This is a genomic window from Brevundimonas sp. FV1ye28 (assembly GCF_058681135.1).
This window is the reverse complement of record NZ_CM178731.1, coordinates 1,930,315-1,948,327: the sequence shown is the minus strand read 5'-3', so window position 1 is coordinate 1,948,327 and position 18,013 is coordinate 1,930,315. Positions and strand designations below refer to the sequence as shown.

Sequence of the window (18,013 nt, the reverse complement as noted above, 5' to 3'; positions counted from 1 at the left end):
ATCCGACAGGGTCATGCTAGCGTTGCTGCCACATGACCCTGCCTGAACTCGCCGCCCTGCTGGGCCTCAATCTGGCTCTGCTCACCGTGGCGATGCTGTTCCTCTGGGGGCTGGCGCTGCGGCTGAAGGACGTCAGCTTCATCGACGGCGTCTGGCCGCTCGGCATGCTCGCGCTGGCCGCCTTCACCTTCGTTCAAACCGACGGGGACCAGACGCGCAAATTCCTGCTGCTGTGGCTCTGCGCCGTCTGGGCCGTCCGGCTCGGCTGGCACCTTCTGCGCCGCTGGCATGAGAAGGGGATCGACGGCCGCTACGCCGACATCGTCGAGACCCAGGAGCGTGAACACGGCTGGAGCTTCGCCAAGACCGCGCTCCTGTTCGTCTTCCTGCCCCAGGCGTTCCTGGGTTGGCTGACCTCCCTGCCGGTCCAGATGGGTCAGGTCGAGCATGCGCCGGCCATGGGCTGGATCGGCTGGATCGGCGCCCTGGTCGTGGTGGTCGGCATCGCCTTCGAAAGCATCGGCGACGCCCAGCTGGCGGCCTTCCGCAAGGACCCGGCGAACAAGGGCAAGGTGCTGGACACGGGCCTGTGGCGCTACACGCGGCATCCCAACTATTTCGGCGACGCCTGCGTCTGGTGGGGGCTGTGGCTGATCGCGGCGGAGACCGGCTGGATCGGGATCGCCTCGATCGTCGGGCCGATCTTCCTGACCTTCACCCTGACGCGCTGGTCGGGCATCGGCATCACGGAAAAGGCCATCGGCAAGACCAAGCCGAAATACGCCGACTACATCGCGCGCACGAGCGCCTTCATCCCCATGCCGCCGAAGAAGAAGCCCTGAACAACCAAAACCCCCGCCGCTTTCGCGACGGGGGCTCGATCGTCTTTCGAAGGACGAAAGGTCTTACTGGGCCGGGGCCGGGGCCATGGCACCTTCGGTCGAAGGCGAGGTGTTGGGCGTGTTCGAGGTGGTCATGCCGCCGTCGGCGTTGCCGGCCTGTTGCTCGATACGGTCGGCTTCGGCGTTCAGAGCGGTTTCCTGCGCTTCGGTCGGAGCGGCGGCGGCTTGCTGCTCCAGAGCGTCGGCTTGGACTTCGGCTTGCTTGTCGGCAGCCGATTCACCGCAGGCGGCGAGCGAGGCGGCCAGAGCCAGCGAGGCGGAGGCGATGATCAGTTTACGCATAGGGAATTCCCTTCCTTGTTGAGCCATGGAAACGCCACGGTCCGGGAAGGGTTCACGCCGCCGTGATAAAAAATCTCGCCCCCGTTACCCGGGCCCGTTACTCGGCCTCCGCAAACGCCACGCGCGCCGCCCCCAAGAGGGCCGCATGCTTGTGGGTGATCACCCAGGTCGGAATATCGGCCATATACTCCTGGAAGCGCCCCTTCCTCTCGAACCGTTCGCGGAAGGGGCTGGCCTTCAGGAAGGGCAGGATGCGCGGCGCGATGCCGCCGGCGATATAGACCCCGCCGCGCGATCCCATGGTCAGGGCCACGTCGCCCGCGACCGCCCCCAGGATGGCGCAGAACCGAGCCAGGGTCGCGCCGCAATGGCTGCGCGGATCGGCCAGGGCTTCTTCGGTGATCTGCGCAGGATCGTCGATATGGGTCTCGCGCCCGTCGATCTCTGCCAACGCCCGGTGCATGTTCAACAGGCCGGGCCCGCAGATCAGACGCTCGATCGAGACCCGGCTATAGCGCTGGCGCAGGATGCGCAGAATTTCGTCTTCGATCGGATCGCCCGGGGCGAAACAGGCGTGTCCGCCCTCTGACGGCATGGCCACCTCGATCCCATGGACATCGCGCGCCAGGGCGGAGACCCCGAATCCGGTGCCTGGGCCCAGCACCGCAATGGCGGAATGCGGATCGCCCTCGACCGGGCCGCCCAGATGGGCCAGGTCGGCGGCGGGCACCACCGGCGCGCCCCACGCCAGGGCCTCGAAGTCGTTGATCAGCCGCACTGGATTCAGGCCCAGGGTCTGAAGCTCCGCCTCCGACACCGCCCAGGGTGAATTGGTCAGGTCGATGGCGCCGTCCGTCACCGGTCCGGCCACTGCGATGACCCCGCCGCTCGGCTTGACCTCGCAGCCGTCGACGAAGGCTGCGACACCTTTCAGGAAGGTCGGATACTGTTCCGCCGGAAAGCTCTCGTGGTGGTCCAGTTTGATCTGGCCGTCGGTCATCGTCGCGATGGCGAAGCGGGCGTTGGTGCCGCCGACGTCGCCGACCAGAAGCGTCTTGCCGTCACTCATGCGTCCACTGCCCTGTTTTGTACGTTCGGATCCGCGACATCCCGGATCTCTGGTTGTCGTTCGCTCGGCTCGGCCACGAAACAGACCGAGGCGCCGCGCTCGGCCGAGGAGACCACGGAGCGGAAGGCTCCGAACAGCTCTCGCCCATAGCCCCAGCTCTGCACCGAGTTCGGCCGCGCTCGCTCGCGTGTGGTCAGGTCGGCGTCGATGGCCAGAACCCCGGCCTCGGCATCGACCCGGACCAGATCGCCGTCCAGCACATAGGCCAGCGGCCCGCCCTCCAGCGCTTCCGGCGTCACATGGATCGCCGCCGGGGTCTTGCCAGAGGCGCCCGACATCCGCCCGTCGGTGACGAGGGCGATCGGCACGCCGCGATCCTGCAGCACGCTCATCAGGGGCGACAGGGAATGCAGTTCCGGCATGCCGTTGGCCTTGGGGCCCTGGAAACGCAGCACGATGACACAGCCCTCGTCCAGCTCGCCCGCCTTGAAGGCGGCCAGCACGTCTTCCTGGGCGTCGAACACCCGGGCCCTGGCCTCGATCACCCGGTGCTGGGGTTTCACGGCCGAAATCTTGATCACCGCACGGCCGAGGTTGCCCTGGACCAGGCGCAGCCCGCCCTCTGCGTCGAATGGATCGGAGGCTGGCCGCAGGATGTCGCGGTCCAGGCTTTCGGCGACCCCGTCTTTCCAGATCAGTTCGCCGTCGATCATCGCCGGCTCCTTGAAATAATGCTCGATCCCCCGGCCCATGATCGTGGTCACGTCCGAGTGGATATGCCCCGCCTGCGCCAGTTCGCGCGCCACGAAGGCCACGCCGCCCGCCGCCTGGAAGGCGTTCACGTCGGCCGATCCGTTCGGATAGACCCGCGCCAGCAGCGGCGTCACGGACGACAGCTGGTCCATGTCGGTCCAGTCGATCAGCACTCCCGCCGCCCGCGCCATGGCGACCAGGTGGATGGCGTGGTTGGTCGATCCGCCGGTGGCCAGAAGCGCCACGATCATGTTCACGACCGACTTCTCGTCGACCACATCGGCCATGCGGCATTCGCCGCTGACCGACAGCTCGACCGCCCGCTTCGCCGCCGCAGCCGTGAGGGCGTCGCGCAGGCCCGTCTCCGGATGGACGAAGGCGGTGGACGGCATGTGCAGCCCGCCCAGCTCCATCATCATCTGGTTGGAGTTGGCCGTACCGTAGAAGGTGCATGTGCCGGGCGAGTGATAGCTGCCGATCTCGCTCTCCAGCAGGGTCTGGCGATCGACCTTGCCCTGCGCATACTCGGCCCGGACCCGCGCCTTCTCGGCATTGGGAATGCCCGACGGCATCGGCCCGGCGGGCGCGAACACGACGGGCAGATGGCCGAACGCCAGCGCCCCCATGAACAGCCCCGGCACGATCTTGTCGCAGACGCCCAGCATCATCGCCGCGTCGAAGGCGTCGTGGGTCAGGGCGACCCCGACCGACATGGCGATGACGTCGCGGCTGAACAGGCTCAGTTCCATGCCCGGCCGCCCTTGCGTGACCCCGTCGCACATGGCGGGCGTGCCCCCGGCGACCTGGGCCGTGGCTCCGACCTCGCGCACCGCGGCGCGGATCACTTCGGGGAAGCGTTCGAACGGCTGATGCGCCGACAGCATGTCGTTGTAGGCGGTGACGATGCCGACGTTGGGCGTCTTGCCGTCCATGACCTTCAGCTTGTCGGCAATGGTCTGGCCCGCGAAAGCATGGGCCCAGTTGGCGCAGGACAGCTTGGCCCGGCCGACGCCGCTATCGCGCGCCGCGTCCATCCGGCGGATGTAGTCGGTTCGCGTCTCCCGCGACCGTTCGATGATGCGTTGGGTGACTTCCGCCACCACGGGATGCAGGGCCATCAGTTCGCCTCCGTCCAAACGACTTCCAGCGGGACCTTTGCGGCGATCATCGCTGCGATCGGCTGCACGGCTGGATCGCCTTCAGCCTCCCGCTCGAACACCGAACGCTTGGCCGCGCCCTTCAGGCCCAGGATCACCCGCCCCGCCGACATCAGATAGGGCAGGTTGATCGAAATCCGCTCCAGGCTCGGCGCCGACCCGTCCCGTCCATGGGGCACGCCCAGCACCGTGGGCTTCAGCGTCGGCGACAACAGGGTCTTCAGCGTCGGGCTGTCCGGGAACATCGAACAGATATGCCCGTCTTCCCCCATGCCCAGCAGCACCGAGTCGAACTGCCCGCCGGCCGCCGTCAGCGCATGGGCAGCCACCGCCGCCGCCCGGTCCACAGTGACCGCCGACGTGTAGAGCGGGATGAAGGTCGCCTTCGCCGCCGAACCCTGCAGCAGCACATCCTTGATCAGCCGCGCATTCGATTCCGGATCGCTCTCCGGCACATAGCGCTCGTCCACCAGGGTGACAGCGATCCTGTCCCAGCCGATGTCCGCCTGCGCCAACCGCGCATAGACCGGCGACGGCGTAGAGCCGCCCGGCCCGGCGAACAACGCCTTGCCGTTCGCCATCACCGCGGCGCCCAGCGTCTCCTCGATCCGCCCGGCGATGGACTGGGCCCAGGTGTCGACGGTGGGAAAGGTTTCGATCTCGACGGTCATTCCTGCGTGTTCCAATCTCGGCCCGTGCGCGCCATCAGCATGTCCGCCGCATCCGGACCCCAGGTCCCGGCGCGATAGGGCTGCGGCTTCACGTTCCCGTCGGCCCAGGCTTGCGACACTCCGTCGACCCATTCCCAGGCCTTTTCCGCCTCGTCGCGGCGCACGAACAGGGTCGAATCCCCGTTCAGCGCGTCCAGCAGCAGCCGCTCATAGGCGATCCGGCGACGCGGCGGCGCATCGCCCTTACCGCCCACGCCCCAGGACAGGCTCATCTTGATCGGCTGCAGCTGCATCCGCTGGTCCAGCCCCGGCTTCTTGTTCATCACCGTCAGGGAGATGTCTTCCTCGGGCTGCAGCTCGATGATCATCCGGTTGGCGCTCTCCTCGTCGCGCGCGTCCTGGCCGAAGATCGAGTGGGGCACCGGCTTGAACTGGATGACGATCTCGGTCCGCTTCTCCGGCAGCCGCTTTCCGGTCCGCATGAAGAAGGGCACCCCCGCCCAGCGCCAGTTGTCGATGTCGGCGCGGATGGCGACGAAGGTCTCGGTGTCCGAATCCGCCCCGCGTTCCTCGTCATAGCCCTTGACCCGCTCGCCCTCGACCGTGCCCGAGACATATTGGCCGCGCACCGTGACCCGTTCGGCGTCCTCGTCGGTGATGTGACGCAGCGAGCGCAGCACCTTGACCTTCTCGTTTCGCACCGAGTCCGGATCGAGGTCGCTTGGCGGCTCCATCGCCACCAGGCACAAGAGCTGCAGCATGTGGTTCTGCAGCATGTCACGCAGGGCGCCGTATTCGTCGTAATAGGGCCAGCGGTCGCCGACCCCGACCGTCTCGCCGACCGTGATCTGGACGTGGTCGATGGAGAGGTTGTTCCACAGCGGCTCGAAGATGACGTTGCCGAAGCGCAGGGCGATCAGGTTCTGAACCGTCTCCTTGCCCAGGTAGTGGTCGATGCGGAACACCTGCTGCTCGCTGAACGCATCGGCCACCGCGTCGTCGATGGCGCGGAAGCTGTCCAGATCACGCCCGACCGGCTTCTCCAGCACCACCTTGTCGTCGGCCTCGGCCAGACCCGCCGCCCGCATCGCCGTGACGATCTTGGCATAGAGGGACGGCGACACCGCCAGGAAGCTGGTGCAGGCGCCCGGCCCGACCTTGTCCTTCAGGGGTTTGAGGCTCTCGGCCGAGGTCGCGTCGACGGCGAGGTAGTCGAGCCGCGCCTCCATCCTGGACCAGCTCGCGTCATCCCATGCATTGTCCGCCTTGGCCTTGCCCTCGACGGCGGTGCGGACCTTGCCGACATATTCGTCGCGGGTCTCGTCCGACCGCGCTGCGCCGATGATCTTCAGCCCGTCGGGCAGCAGGCCGTCATGCTCGAGGAAATAGAGCGAGGGCAGCAGCATCCGCATCGCCAGATCGCCGCCGCCGCCGAACAGCACCAGAGCCGTCATGCCCGCTCCTCATATCCGCGAGGGCAGGACGCCCTCGACTAGTTTTCGTGTGTGGCCGGTCGCGCCCGGGACGCCAACACGTCCAGGACGTCCTGAAACGACATTTGACGCGACCGTAACAGGACCAGCAGATGATAGATCAAATCCGCGGCCTCGCTCGCAAGTTCCTCATCGGGCCCCGCAGCCCCGGCCAGGGCGGTCTCGACACCCTCCTCGCCGACCTTCTGCGCCGCCCGTTTCGGACCCTCCGCCAGCAGTTTCGCGGTCCAGCTCGATTCCGGATCGCCGCTCGCCCGCTCAGCGATGGTCGCCTCCAACCGCGCGATCCGCCCCAGACCCGGCGCGTCCTCCGCACCGAAACAGCTCGTCGTCCCGAGATGACAGGCCGGCCCCATCGGCCGCACCGACAGGACCAGGGCATCCCCGTCGCAGTCCGACGTGATGCCGACGACCGTCAGCCGGTTGCCCGAGGTCTCGCCCTTCCTCCACCGTCCCCCGCGCGAACGCGAGAAGAAGGTCGCCTCGCCTGACGTGATTGTCTCCTCCAGCGCCGCCCGGTCCATATAGGCCAGTGTCAGCACCTGCAGGGTCTCGGCATCCTGCACCACGGCGGGGATCAGGCCGTCGCCCTTGGCGAAATCGAGATCGTCCGGATTGATGGTCATTGCCTCACCTCGACACCCGACGCCGCCAGAAACGCCTTCAGATCCGGAACCGCGATCTGGCCTGAATGGAACACGCTGGCCGCCAGTGCGCCCGAAACATTCGCCCGGTCGAACACGTCGAGGAAATGCGACGCCGACCCCGCCCCGCCCGAGGCCACCAGCGGGATGGTCAGCCGCGACCGCGCATCGGCCAGTTGCGCCGTATCATAGCCCTTCCGCACCCCGTCCTGGTCGATGCAGTTCAGCACGATCTCGCCGGCGCCGCGTTCCTGCGCCTCAACGATCCAATCCATGGTCCGCCGCCCGGCCAGCCGCCGCGCATCGGGATCGCCCGTGTATTTGTGCACGACATAGTCGCCGTCCTCACGCCGGCTATCGACCCCGACCACCACGCACTGCGACCCCAGCCGCTCGGCCATCTCGCTGATCAGCTCCGGCCGCTCCAGCGCCGGGGAGTTGATCGAGACCTTGTCCGCCCCGTTGTCGAGACAGGCCGCCGCCTGATCCACCGAGCGAATGCCGCCAGCGACGCAGAACGGAATGTCCAGCAGCCTGGCGATATCGCGCACCCAGCCGTAGTCCAGCGTCCGCCCCTCAGGCGAAGCCGTGATGTCGTAGAAGACCAGTTCGTCGGCGCCCTCGTCGCGATAGCGGGCGGCCAGTTCCGAGGCGTCGCCCATGTCGACATGCCCCTCGAACCGCACGCCCTTCACCACCCGGCCGTCCTTGACGTCCAGGCAGGGGATGATGCGTCTCGCGGTCACAGTACAGCCTCGATCGCCTGTCGTGCGGTGAACCGGCCCTCGTAGATCGCGCGGCCCACGATGGCCCCATCGCAACCGATGGCCTTGGCCGCCAGAATGTCCTCGATCGACGACACCCCGCCCGACGCCTGCACCTTCAGCTCCGGATGCCGCCGCACCACCTCGGCCAGCAGCTCCAGGTTCGGCCCCGTCAGCGCCCCATCCCGACCCACGTCGGTGATCAGCACATGCTTCAGCGTGCCCGCCGGATACCGATCCAGCGCCGCCCACAGATCGATCCCCGCCGCCTCGGTCCAGCCCTTCAGCGCCGGGACCGGAACCCCGTCCGCCCCGACCTTGACGTCGAACGCCAAGGTCAGGCGGTCGGGGCTGAAACGCTCCAGCCAGTTGGCGACCACGACCGGATTGCTCACCGCCATCGACCCGACGACCACGCGGGACACGCCCGCGCTCAGCAGAGCCTCGACGTCGTCGACGTCCCGCACCCCGCCGCCGGACTGGATCTTCACATCGATGCTTCCGGCCAGTTCACCGATGAGCGCATGCTGCATCGCCCGACCGGCCTCGGCGCCGTCCAGATCGACGACGTGAACCCAGGTCGCGCCCTCGGCGACGAAGGCCGCCAGCCTTGCGGCCGGGACCTGATCATACTCGGTGACCTGGTCGAACCGTCCGTGCATCAGCCGAACGCAGACGCCGCCCCTCAGATCGATCGCGGGATAGACGATCATGCCGTCACCTCCAGGAAGTTCTGCAATATCCGCGCGCCCGCCTTGGCCGACCGCTCCGGGTGAAACTGACAGCCCCAGCGATTGCCGCTGCGCACCATGGCCGGAACCTCGGCACCATAGTCGGCGCAGGCGATGGTCGCATCGGTGTCCGGACAGACATAGGAGTGCACGAAATAGGCATAGTCGCCCTCTTCCACGCCTTCCAGGATCGGATCCTCCGCCAGACCGCGCAACTGCGACCAGCCCATGTGCGGCACCGGCAGGTCGGCGCGCACCGGCATCCGGGTGACGCGCCCGGGAATGAAGCCCAGCATGGTCGCCCCGCCGTTCTCCTCGCTCTCGGCGAACAGCAGCTGTTGTCCCAGGCACAGGCCGAGCAGCGGCCGCTCGAACCCCTTGATGATGTCGGTCAGGCCCAGAGCGCCCATGCGCTCCATCGCATAGCCCGCCGCGCCGACGCCCGGCAGCACGACCCGCTCCGCATCCGCGATCACGGCGGCGTCCGAGGTCACGACGACATCGGCGCCCAGCCGCTCCAGCGCGAACTGCACGGACGCGGTGTTGCCCGCGCCGAGGTGAACGACGGCGATCATTTGAAAACACCGCTCATCCCCGCGAAGGCGGGGACCCAGTGCTTTTGCGAGGCACGGTGCGCGGGATTGATGTCAGCGACGGGCCAGGTCTGTCCGATCGCCCACAGAACTGGGTCCCCGCTTTCGCGGGGATGAGCGGAAGAAAACACTAGAGTACCCCCTTCGTGCTCGGCACCGCATCACCCTCGACCCGGATCGCCTGTCTCAGCGCCCGGCCGAAGCCTTTGTACACGGCCTCGGTCTTGTGGTGGTCGTCGTCGCCGGTGACCGAGATATGCACCGCCGCCCCCATGGCTTCGGCCAGCGAGCGGAAGACATGCGCCGTCAGGTCGGTGCGATACTCGCCGATGAAGGGCGTCGCGAAAGTCCCCTCGAACACCGGATAGGGCCGACCCGACAGATCGATGGCGACATTGGCCTGGGCTTCGTCCATCGCCAGGACGAACCCGTAGCGCTGGATCCCGCGCCGCTCGCCCAGCGCCTGTTTCAGCGCCTGGCCCAGCGCGATGGCCGAGTCCTCGATCGTGTGGTGCGGATCGGTGTGCAGGTCGCCCTCGCACTGCAGACGCAGCGAGAACCCGCCGTGCGCCGCGACCTGCTCCAGCATGTGATCGAAGAAGCCCACGCCGGTCTCGATCCTGATCGGCCCGGTCGCGTCCAGATCGACGGCGCAGACGATGCGCGTTTCCTTGGTGTCGCGCACAGCCTGTCCCACGCGGTGCGGCCGCGACTTGTCCGGTGTCAGACCCAGCGCCGTCAGCAGCCGGTCGTTGACCTCCGCCTTGATCGACACGGGCAGTCTCAGCCGGTCGCCGGACCGATCCGCCGCCACGCCGTATCTGGTCAGCTCGGCCAGGGTCGCCTCGATGTCAGACGGCCGCGCCATCAGGATCGGGCCGACGCCGCTCTCGACCACCATGGCCCGGCTGATCTCGCGGACCAGCCGCTCGCGCTCGCGTCGAACGCCGGCGATCCGCTCGGCCGTCTCGATCATGCGCGAGGGATCCAGCGCCTGAATCGCCAGCCGCACCAGAGGCTCGGGCAGGGCGTAGAGCTCGACCACCTCGGCCAATTTCGCCAGGGTCGCGACCTGACCCAGCGCCGCCCCGACCCGCGCGCCTGCCAAGCCATAGGCCAGCGACAGCGACCGCAGCACGACCAGATTGGCGTGATCCCCGATCAGGGTCGCCGCCGACGGCACCTCCGCGAATTCCACCAGTCCTTCATCCACGACCAGCAGGGCAGGGGCGACCCGTTCGGCCATCTCGGCCACGGCCTCGGGCGAACCCAGCGCCCGGATCACCACCGCCGCCCGCTCACCGTCACCGGCGCGATAGATGCGGCTGAGCCCTGCATAGGGTTCGGCGTCCGGCGCCTCGACCGACCGGCCATCGCGCGCCGCCAGTCGCCAGACCAGCTCCAGCCCGTGCGTCAGCCCGCGCACCGCCAGCACCTGGTCGGTCGCGACGCCATAGACCTGCGCCATCCGCGCCCGCAGCGCCGAGGCCTCGCCGGGATATTTCTCAAGTCCTTCGCCGCCGGCGACGAGGGGGGAATAGGGGGCCGGCAGGCTCATCGTATTCCTCCCCCGTCGGGGGAGGGGGACCGCGAAGCGGTGGAGGGGGCCAGCCGCGAGAACGGAGTCCGGGTTGAGCCCCCTCCGTCACGGCGCAAAGAGGCGCCGCGCCACCTCCCCCGATGGGGGAGGATTTTCAGGGCAAGTCTCATCCCACGCTCCTCAGATCGGCCGCCCGTGCGTGAGCCTCCAGCCCTTCCAACCGCGCCAGCCGCGCCGCGATGGGCCCCAGCCGTTCGGCCCCGGCCTCGGTCACCGTCTGCACCGACATCGAAGTCATGAAGCTGGCCGTGGTGATGCCGCCGAGCGTCCGTGCCCCGCCGTCGGTCGGCAGGACATGGCTCGGCCCTGCCGCATAATCACCCAGCGTCTCCGCCGCCCAGCGTCCGACGAAGACCGCCCCCGCCGCCCGGATCTTCGGAACCAGCGTCTCGGCGTTCTCGACATGCAGGGCCAGATGCTCCGGCCCATAGAGATTCGACACCGCCACCGCCTCATCCAGATCGGCGACGAGCACCGCCCGCGCCTCGGCCAGGGACGCCCGCGCGATGGCCTCGCGAGGCAGGGTCGCGACCTGTTCCTCGACCGCGTCCAGCACGGCGTCGATCGTCGCGGCCCGGTCGGCGACCAGCACCACCTGCGCATCCGCGTCGTGCTCGGCCTGGCTCAACAGGTCGGCGGCGACCAGCTCCGGATCGCAGTCCCGGTCGGCGATGACCAGCAGTTCCGACGGCCCCGCCGGCATGTCCGCCGATGGTCCGTTGGGCAGGGCCGCCGCATAGCGTTTCGCCTCGGCGACATAGGCGTTGCCGGGGCCGAACAGCTTGTCGCAGGCGGGGATTTCGCCGTCATCAAGTACGGCGCCATAGGTCAGGGCGGCGATGGCCTGGGCCCCGCCGATCAGCCAGATTGCGTCCAGCCCCGCCTCCGCCGCCGCCAGAACCATAGCCGGGTGAACCCCGCCGTCCTTGGCGGGCGGCGTGACGACGACCCGCTCGGTCACGCCCGCCACCTGGGCCGGAATGGCCTGCATCAACAGGGACGAGAACAGCGGCGCCGTGCCGCCGGGTACATAGATCCCGGCCGCCCCGATCGACCGCCACACGATGCGCGAGGTCACTCCGGGCGTGGTTTCGATCAGCGCCGAATCCCCCGGGATCGTCGCTTGGTGGAAGACGCGAACGTTTTCCGCCGCGACCCTCAGGGCGCGCGTGTCGGCGGGCGGAAGGGCGTCCCGGGCCTGCGCCACCGCTTCCGGGGTTATGGCGATGCGACGCGGCGCGAACCCGTCAATCTCGAGTGCAAACTGCTTGACCGCCGCGCCGCCCGAGATAGCGACCTGTTCGAAGATGCCGGCGACGACGTCCTGCACGTCGCGCTCGCTGCGCCGGGCGGGGCGGGCGAGGGCGTCGATGCGACCCTCAGAGTCCAGCGATGACCAGTCGATGCGCTTCATCACATCATCTTCTCGATGGGCAGCACCAGGATCGCCGAGGCGCCCGCCGCCTTCAGCTTCTCCAGCGTCTCCCAGAAGACGGCTTCCTGACACACCGCATGCACGGCCACCGCGTCGTCGCGGCCCATCAGCGGCATGACCGTCGGCGCACCCGCTCCGGGAAGGATGGCCGTGATCTCGTCCAGCGCCGAACGCGGCGCGTTGAGCATGACGTATTTCGCGCCCTGCGACGACACCACGCCCGCCATCCGCTCGATGATCGAATCCAGCAGATGCTGCAGGCCCGGCTCGGGCGCGACCGGCGACTGGATCAGTACGGCCTGGCTCTCGAACACCGTCTCCTTGGCGATCAGGCCGTTGGCCTCCAGCGTCGCGCCGGTGGACACCAGATCGCAGATCGCGGCGGCCAGCTTAAGCCGGGGAGCCACCTCGACCGCGCCGCGCATGACGACGGTCTCGGCCTTGACCCCGCGCTCGTCCAGATAACGCTTCAGGATCTTGGGATAGGAGGTCGCGATCCGCTGGCCCTCCAGCGAGGCCGGCCCCGCGTAGTCCAGCGTCGGCGGGCAGGCGAGCTTCAGGGTGCATTTGCCGAACCCCAGCGGCATGATCACCGAGGCGTTGGCCCCGCCATTCTTGCCTTCCTCCAGCACATTCTCTCCGACGATGCCGAGGTCGCAGACCCCGTCCGCCACGAATGTGGGAATGTCGTCGTCGCGCACGCGCAAGAGGTCGATCGGGTAGTTCTCGACCTTGTAGAGCAGGTCGTTGGCGCCCTTCACGACGCGCAGCCCCGCATCCCTAACAAGGTCCAGACTGCGATCGGCCAGACGGCCGGATTTCTGCACGGCGATGCGAAGTCGCCCCTGTACGGTACTCATCGGGGTATCAGGCTTTCTTGTTCGTTCGGTCCAGCACCAGGCGGTAGCCTTGATGCGGCATCTCTTTCAGGAACCGCGCGACGCGCACCACGGTGGTCGGGCTGGCGCCCGCCTCCAGCGCGATCTCGCGATAGGTCTTTGATTTCTCATCGAGCAGCCGTGCTACGGCCCAGCGCTCGGCAAAGGCGCGCATCTCGGCGGGGGTGCAGAGGTCGTTCAGAAACGCGTCCAGCTCGTCCCGCGTCTTCAGCGACAACAGGGCGTCGAGCAGCGCCACCCGATCCGCCGTCTGGCGTTCGGGCGCGATCGGCGCGGGCACGAGGGGGATGATCTCGGACATCTGCGCGTTCCACTATGCTGTAACAGTGGAACGGTCAAGGGCGGGGACGTCTTTCTAAGCCGCCACGCTCTTCATCTCGACTGCCGGCTGCTCGAGCCGTGCGATCAGCCCCGCCAGCGGTAGCGGTTTCGCGATCAGATACCCCTGCGCATTGTCGCACCCCATGCCGCGCAGCAAGGCCAGCGCCGTCGGCGTCTCCACGCCCTCGGCGGTGACCTTCAGCCCCAGAGAGTGGGCCAGGTCGATGGTCGACTTGACCAGCAGGGCGTCGCGCGAGCTTTCGTCCAGGCCCATCACGAACGCCTTGTCGATCTTCAGTTCGTCCGCCTTGATCCGCTTCAGATAGGCCAGCGACGACAGGCCCGAGCCATAGTCGTCGATCGACACCGCAACGCCCGCCGCCGAGAACCGTTCGATGATGCCGAGCGCCATTTCCGGATTGTCGATCACCGCCGTCTCCGTGATCTCGAAACAGAGTTCGGCCCCGGACGCCGCGACGGCCGCCAGGGCGAAGTCCGCGAAGCTTTCGTCCGACAGCAGGCGGCCCGAGATATTGACCGACATGATCACCTCATGTCCGGCCTCGGCCAGCACCTTCTGATCCGCGATCGACTGGCGCACGGCCCATTCGGTCAGGGCGCGGATCTGGCCCGTTTCCTCGGCCATGGTGATGAACAGATCGGGCGAGACGAAGCCCCGGCGCGGATGGTTCCAGCGCATCAGGGCCTCGACGCCTGTGATCGCATCGGCGCGCAGATCGTATTTCGGCTGATAGGCCATCCAGACCTGGGCGGTCTCCAGCGCGGTCATCAGCTCGCCGATGAGGCTGAGGTTTCCGACCGGATCGCCATAGGCCGTGGCGTCGAACAGGGCGGCCTTGCGGTGGGCCGCACGCGCCTGGTCCAGACCGATGCCGGCCCGATCCACGACAGAATCCACGCCGCCGTTGTCGCCGCGCGACCGGCTGATGCCCGCGCTAAGCCCCGCATCGACGGTGGCGCCGGTCAGCTTGACGGGCACATCCGCGACCGAGCAGAGCAGGGTCGCCTGTGCGATGGCCTCGGCGTCGTCTTCGGCGTCCAGGATAAGGCCGACCGCTCCGGCCGCGACCCTCGCCACGCGCGCCCCGCCCGCCGCCGCTGACAGTCGCGAACCCAGGGCTGCGACCAACCGCGCCATCGAATCGTAGCCGATGGCGTTGCGCACGATCTCGAACCGGTCGACCCCAAACAGCACGACATAGCCGTCGTTCGACCGGCTCGCCTCGCGCTCCAGCCACAGCCGGTTGGGCAGGCCCGTCTCCTGATCGTGCAGCGCCATATGGGTCAGGCGCAGCTCACGGTCGCGGATGTCGCCGGCCATGGCGTTGAAGCTGGCGGCCAGCCGTCCGATCTCATCAGAGGAGGTGACCTCCACCTCGGCGTGTTCGCCGTTCTGCAGCCGGTGCACGGCCTCGTCCAATTCGGTGATGGGCCGCGTCAGGCCGCGCGACAGCATCCAGGTCCCGGCCATCAGGATGGCCAGACCGATCAGGGCGATGGCTCCCAGCGCCCAGAACATGGCCTCGAACGGCTTCATCGCCTCGGCCATGGGATAGCTCAGCGTCAGGACCGCGGGCGCGGCGGCGTCGAAGCTCGGCAGCGGCCGCGCCAGCACCATGGCCTCGCCTTCGGCCGTCCGGGCGGTCGTCGGCTTGTCGTCTCCGGCCGCCCTGGCGCGGTCGATCCCCGCCCCGAGCCCGCTGGTCGGTCCGGCCATGTCACGCCAGCCGTCGGCCGACTGCGTCAGCACCGAGGCGGACAGCGGAATCGCCGACAGCCCCTCCAGCGTGCGCATCTGCGACTGATCCAGCCGCTCGACGAACACGACCCAGCCGATCAGCACAGGCGCCATCACCGGCGCCGAGACCGCCTGATAGGGCTGGCCGTTGATGCTCAGGACCCCGGCGTCGATGTCGCCGTCGTTCAATCCCTTCCACAGACCATCGGTGGTCGCCTCGTCCAGATCGATCCCGGCCGAGGTGACGTAGCCGTCCACCCCCAGGATCAGGGCGCCGTCCACCTTTTGCCGGGCTCGCAGATTGTCGAGCGCCGAACGCACGGTGGGTTCGTCATTGGTGGCGATGGCCTCACGGAATCCGAAATCCTGCGCCAGCACGGCCGCGCCTTGGCGCAGCTGTGCGGTCTGCGAGGCCCAGATCTGTCCATAGACGGCGCCCGTTGCGGTCAGTTGGTCGCGAAGCAGGCTGCGGGCGCTGCCCGTGATGGCCGTGAACACCGCCAGCGCCACCAGCATCAGGGCGACGCCGAACATCCCCATGTAGAGGACCGTCAGACGTGTCCTCAGGTTTCTGAACCGTATCGTCACCGAACGGCTGCCCGGGCGGAGAAGTCGCCGGTCGCCGTCTGGCGTCCCGCGCCCGCGCCGATGGTCAGGGTATAGGGCATTTCGTTGCCGCGCGTGTTCAGCTGGGGGTGCCAGACGACCAGACGCGCCGCGCCCGCCGGGATGGCCGGAATGGTCACCTCGCCCGCCGCATTGGTCTTGCCGGCATAGGGGGTGTCCACCACCCGCACATAGGCCAGCATCTGATCGTGGATATTGCAGCCCAGGGCGGCCACGCCCGCGGTCGTGAAGGTATGGGTTCGCGTCACGTCGCGGCCGAACAGCTCGATCTCGAACCGGTTGCCGCGCGAGAAGGAATAGACGTGGTGGCGCACGCGATCGAGGTTGGGGAAGGACACGGTCCCGCCGACCGGCGCGATCAGCACATAGGGCTGGAACTGCACGTCCTGCTGCACGATCCGCAGAGGCCAGCTGAAGCGGATCGGTCCGCTGGGCACGCCCGCATTCGGCCTGACGGTCACCACGGCGTCGCGCACGGGCCGGCCGGCGGTGTCGCGGACACTGACGGTCAGATCGCCCGCCCACGCAGGGCTACAAATGAAAGCCAGGACCGTGATCAGAAGAGTGCGCATGCTTCGTCTGTAGAGTGGTGGCGTGAAAGCCCGGTAAACCAATACACAATCAAAGGTTGCATTCTACTATGCTTCACCCTTGCACACTATGCACGGTTGCCGGCTTCCGTTTTACTCAGCCTTAACCATGGCGGGCTAGACGGGAAGGACGCGTCTCCCCGCCATAGGTCTACCCTTGCTGTACTCATCCCGCGTCCTGGCCGCCCTGGCCGTCGTCGCCTGCCTCGTTGCGCCCGGAGCGGCCTCAGCCCAGGCCTTCGACTGGATCCCGGAAAGCCGCACCGGCGGCAAGCTGCTGCTGACCGGCGGCGTCTCCACCATCGAGGGTTCGGGCGGCGGCGGTCTGGCGACCTGGGCGACCACGACCGGCTACGGCGCCCAGGACGGCATCGGCGGCAACCTCCACGCCACCTACGTCAACGTCCCCGACTACGAACTGCGCACCTGGGGCGCGGCCGTCGGTCTTTGGGATCGGGTCGAGCTGTCGGTCGGGCGTCAGGAGTTCGATACCGGCGACACGGGCGCCGCGCTTGGCCTCGGCCAGGGCTTCACCTTCACCCAGGACATCGTCGGCGTGAAGGTCAAGCTGATCGGCGACGCCGTCTATGATCAGGACACCTGGCTGCCCCAGGTCGCGGTCGGCATTCAGCACAAGTCCAACGACCAGGGCGCCGTCGTCCGCGCCGTCGGCGGCCGTGATGACGAGGGGACCGAATACTATGTCGCCGCCACCAAGCTGTTCCTCGCCAACAGCCTGCTGGTCTCGGGCGCGGTCCGCTACACCAACGCCAACCAGACGGGCCTTCTGGGCTTCGGCGGCGACCGCAACGACGATCTGGAGCCCCAGTTCGAGGGCTCGGTCGGTTATCTGCTGAACCGCAAGGTGGTCGTCGGAGCCGAATACCGCACCAAGCCCGACAACCTCGGCTTCGCGAGCGAGGACGACTGGGTCGACGTCTATGCGGCCTACGCCTTGAACCGCCATCTGTCCGTCACCGCGGCTTACGTCGACCTGGGGTCCATCGCGACCTTCCAGGACCAGCGCGGCGTCTATATTTCGCTCCAGGTCGGGTTCTGATCATGCGCATACTGCTTCTCGCCGCGACCGCATCTCTGCTGTCGGCTCCCGCCTTCGCTCAGGACGCCGACACGGACGACTTCGTCCTTCCCCCCATCGTCATGTCGACCGAGCACCCGGATGAGGAAGCGGTCGAACCGCATCCCATCTCCAACGCCAATGCCGACGCCATGCGTTTCGAGGGCGGGGCCATGCTCGAGGCCTTTCATGGCGTCGAGGGCATCTCGCGCATCGTCGAGACCTTCATGGCGCGCAACCTGGCGGACCCCCGCATCGCCGGCGTCTTCGAAGGCCACGATCACGTCCGCACCCGTCGGCTGCTGAAGGAGCAGTTCGGCTATATCCTCGGGGCGTCGATCGACTACACAGGCCGCGACATGGCCTCGAGCCACGCCGACCTCGGCATCCAGGCCGCCGACATGGGCGCCCTGGTCGAGAACCTGCAGATCGCCATGTCGGAAGAAGGCGTCGCCTTCGCGGCCCAGAACCGCCTTCTGGCCAAGCTTGCCCCCATGCGTCGCGATATCGTCACCCGCTAGCGTCCGGCGCGGAAAACCTATTCTGCACCGCAACAAAACTGTTGCGCATCGGTTGTCGCCCGGTCCACGCTGCCCATTCACCCTGAGTGGCCACCAAAGTGCGGGAGCGACCGTCACGTTCGAC

General features: G+C 67.8%; 18 protein-coding genes. 3 read left to right on the top strand and 15 right to left on the bottom strand.

All coding sequences use genetic code 11. From position 1 onward, the window contains the following. Window positions 1-32: 32 nt before the first annotated feature. Complete coding sequence (locus tag ACW171_RS09555) at window positions 33-842, top strand: DUF1295 domain-containing protein (protein ID WP_492092944.1); 810 nt, start codon at window positions 33-35, stop codon at window positions 840-842. A gap of 63 nt (window positions 843-905) precedes the next feature. On the opposite strand, the gene ACW171_RS09550 is transcribed toward ACW171_RS09555, so the two are convergent. The 15 genes from ACW171_RS09550 to ACW171_RS09480 all read right to left on the bottom strand — a co-directional run bounded on the left by ACW171_RS09550 (window position 906) and on the right by ACW171_RS09480 (window position 16,272). Beyond that, window positions 906-1,184 carry a hypothetical protein gene (locus ACW171_RS09550; RefSeq protein WP_492092943.1) on the bottom strand — a complete coding sequence of 93 codons (279 nt, stop codon included), beginning with the start codon at window positions 1,182-1,184 and terminating at the stop codon, window positions 906-908. A 97-nt stretch (window positions 1,185-1,281) separates the two neighbouring features. Further along, the gene (gene glk / locus ACW171_RS09545; RefSeq protein ID WP_492092942.1) at window positions 1,282-2,253 is read right to left on the bottom strand and encodes a glucokinase; all 972 of its coding nucleotides are present in this window, start codon (window positions 2,251-2,253) and stop codon (window positions 1,282-1,284) included. Continuing rightward, window positions 2,250-4,124, bottom strand: coding sequence for a phosphogluconate dehydratase (edd, locus tag ACW171_RS09540; RefSeq protein WP_492092941.1), 1,875 nt, complete (start codon window positions 4,122-4,124; stop codon window positions 2,250-2,252). The genes glk and edd overlap by 4 nt, the downstream gene beginning before the upstream one ends. Next, entirely contained in the window at window positions 4,124-4,834 is a 711-nt protein-coding gene (pgl, locus tag ACW171_RS09535) for a 6-phosphogluconolactonase (protein WP_492092940.1), read from the bottom strand. Before pgl ends, edd begins: the two co-directional genes overlap by 1 nt. After that, a complete protein-coding gene (zwf, locus tag ACW171_RS09530; RefSeq protein WP_492092939.1) occupies window positions 4,831-6,288 on the bottom strand; it encodes a glucose-6-phosphate dehydrogenase in 1,458 nt (485 codons plus the stop codon). The genes pgl and zwf overlap by 4 nt, the downstream gene beginning before the upstream one ends. A 38-nt stretch (window positions 6,289-6,326) precedes the next feature. After that, a complete protein-coding gene (hisIE, locus tag ACW171_RS09525; RefSeq protein ID WP_492092938.1) occupies window positions 6,327-6,953 on the bottom strand; it encodes a bifunctional phosphoribosyl-AMP cyclohydrolase/phosphoribosyl-ATP diphosphatase HisIE in 627 nt (208 codons plus the stop codon). Beyond that, entirely contained in the window at window positions 6,950-7,717 is a 768-nt protein-coding gene (gene hisF / locus ACW171_RS09520; RefSeq protein WP_492092937.1) for an imidazole glycerol phosphate synthase subunit HisF, read from the bottom strand. The genes hisIE and hisF overlap by 4 nt, the downstream gene beginning before the upstream one ends. Continuing rightward, the gene (hisA, locus tag ACW171_RS09515) at window positions 7,714-8,448 is read right to left on the bottom strand and encodes a 1-(5-phosphoribosyl)-5-[(5-phosphoribosylamino)methylideneamino]imidazole-4-carboxamide isomerase (protein WP_492092936.1); all 735 of its coding nucleotides are present in this window, start codon (window positions 8,446-8,448) and stop codon (window positions 7,714-7,716) included. Before hisA ends, hisF begins: the two co-directional genes overlap by 4 nt. Beyond that, complete coding sequence (hisH, locus tag ACW171_RS09510; RefSeq protein ID WP_492092935.1) at window positions 8,445-9,041, bottom strand: imidazole glycerol phosphate synthase subunit HisH; 597 nt, start codon at window positions 9,039-9,041, stop codon at window positions 8,445-8,447. The genes hisA and hisH overlap by 4 nt, the downstream gene beginning before the upstream one ends. Window positions 9,042-9,189: 148 nt before the next feature. Then, complete coding sequence (gene hisB, locus ACW171_RS09505) at window positions 9,190-10,617, bottom strand: imidazoleglycerol-phosphate dehydratase HisB (protein WP_492092934.1); 1,428 nt, start codon at window positions 10,615-10,617, stop codon at window positions 9,190-9,192. A gap of 148 nt (window positions 10,618-10,765) precedes the next feature. Continuing rightward, window positions 10,766-12,073, bottom strand: coding sequence for a histidinol dehydrogenase (gene hisD / locus ACW171_RS09500; protein ID WP_492092933.1), 1,308 nt, complete (start codon window positions 12,071-12,073; stop codon window positions 10,766-10,768). After that, window positions 12,073-12,954: an ATP phosphoribosyltransferase gene (gene hisG / locus ACW171_RS09495; RefSeq protein WP_492092932.1), complete on the bottom strand. Its 882-nt coding sequence runs from the start codon at window positions 12,952-12,954 to the stop codon at window positions 12,073-12,075. The genes hisD and hisG overlap by 1 nt, the downstream gene beginning before the upstream one ends. A 7-nt stretch (window positions 12,955-12,961) precedes the next feature. Further along, window positions 12,962-13,294 carry a YerC/YecD family TrpR-related protein gene (locus tag ACW171_RS09490; RefSeq protein WP_492092931.1) on the bottom strand — a complete coding sequence of 111 codons (333 nt, stop codon included), beginning with the start codon at window positions 13,292-13,294 and terminating at the stop codon, window positions 12,962-12,964. Between the two features lie 54 nt (window positions 13,295-13,348). Continuing rightward, the gene (locus ACW171_RS09485; protein ID WP_492092930.1) at window positions 13,349-15,661 is read right to left on the bottom strand and encodes a putative bifunctional diguanylate cyclase/phosphodiesterase; all 2,313 of its coding nucleotides are present in this window, start codon (window positions 15,659-15,661) and stop codon (window positions 13,349-13,351) included. Then, a complete protein-coding gene (locus tag ACW171_RS09480; protein ID WP_492092929.1) occupies window positions 15,658-16,272 on the bottom strand; it encodes a cupredoxin domain-containing protein in 615 nt (204 codons plus the stop codon). The genes ACW171_RS09485 and ACW171_RS09480 overlap by 4 nt, the downstream gene beginning before the upstream one ends. A gap of 175 nt (window positions 16,273-16,447) precedes the next feature. Here ACW171_RS09480 and ACW171_RS09475 point away from each other — a divergent pair, with 175 nt between their 5' ends. Beyond that, window positions 16,448-17,350: a DUF3034 family protein gene (locus ACW171_RS09475; RefSeq protein WP_492092928.1), complete on the top strand. Its 903-nt coding sequence runs from the start codon at window positions 16,448-16,450 to the stop codon at window positions 17,348-17,350. A 2-nt stretch (window positions 17,351-17,352) separates the two neighbouring features. Continuing rightward, entirely contained in the window at window positions 17,353-17,889 is a 537-nt protein-coding gene (locus tag ACW171_RS09470; RefSeq protein ID WP_492092927.1) for a group I truncated hemoglobin, read from the top strand. Window positions 17,890-18,013 lie beyond the last annotated feature (124 nt).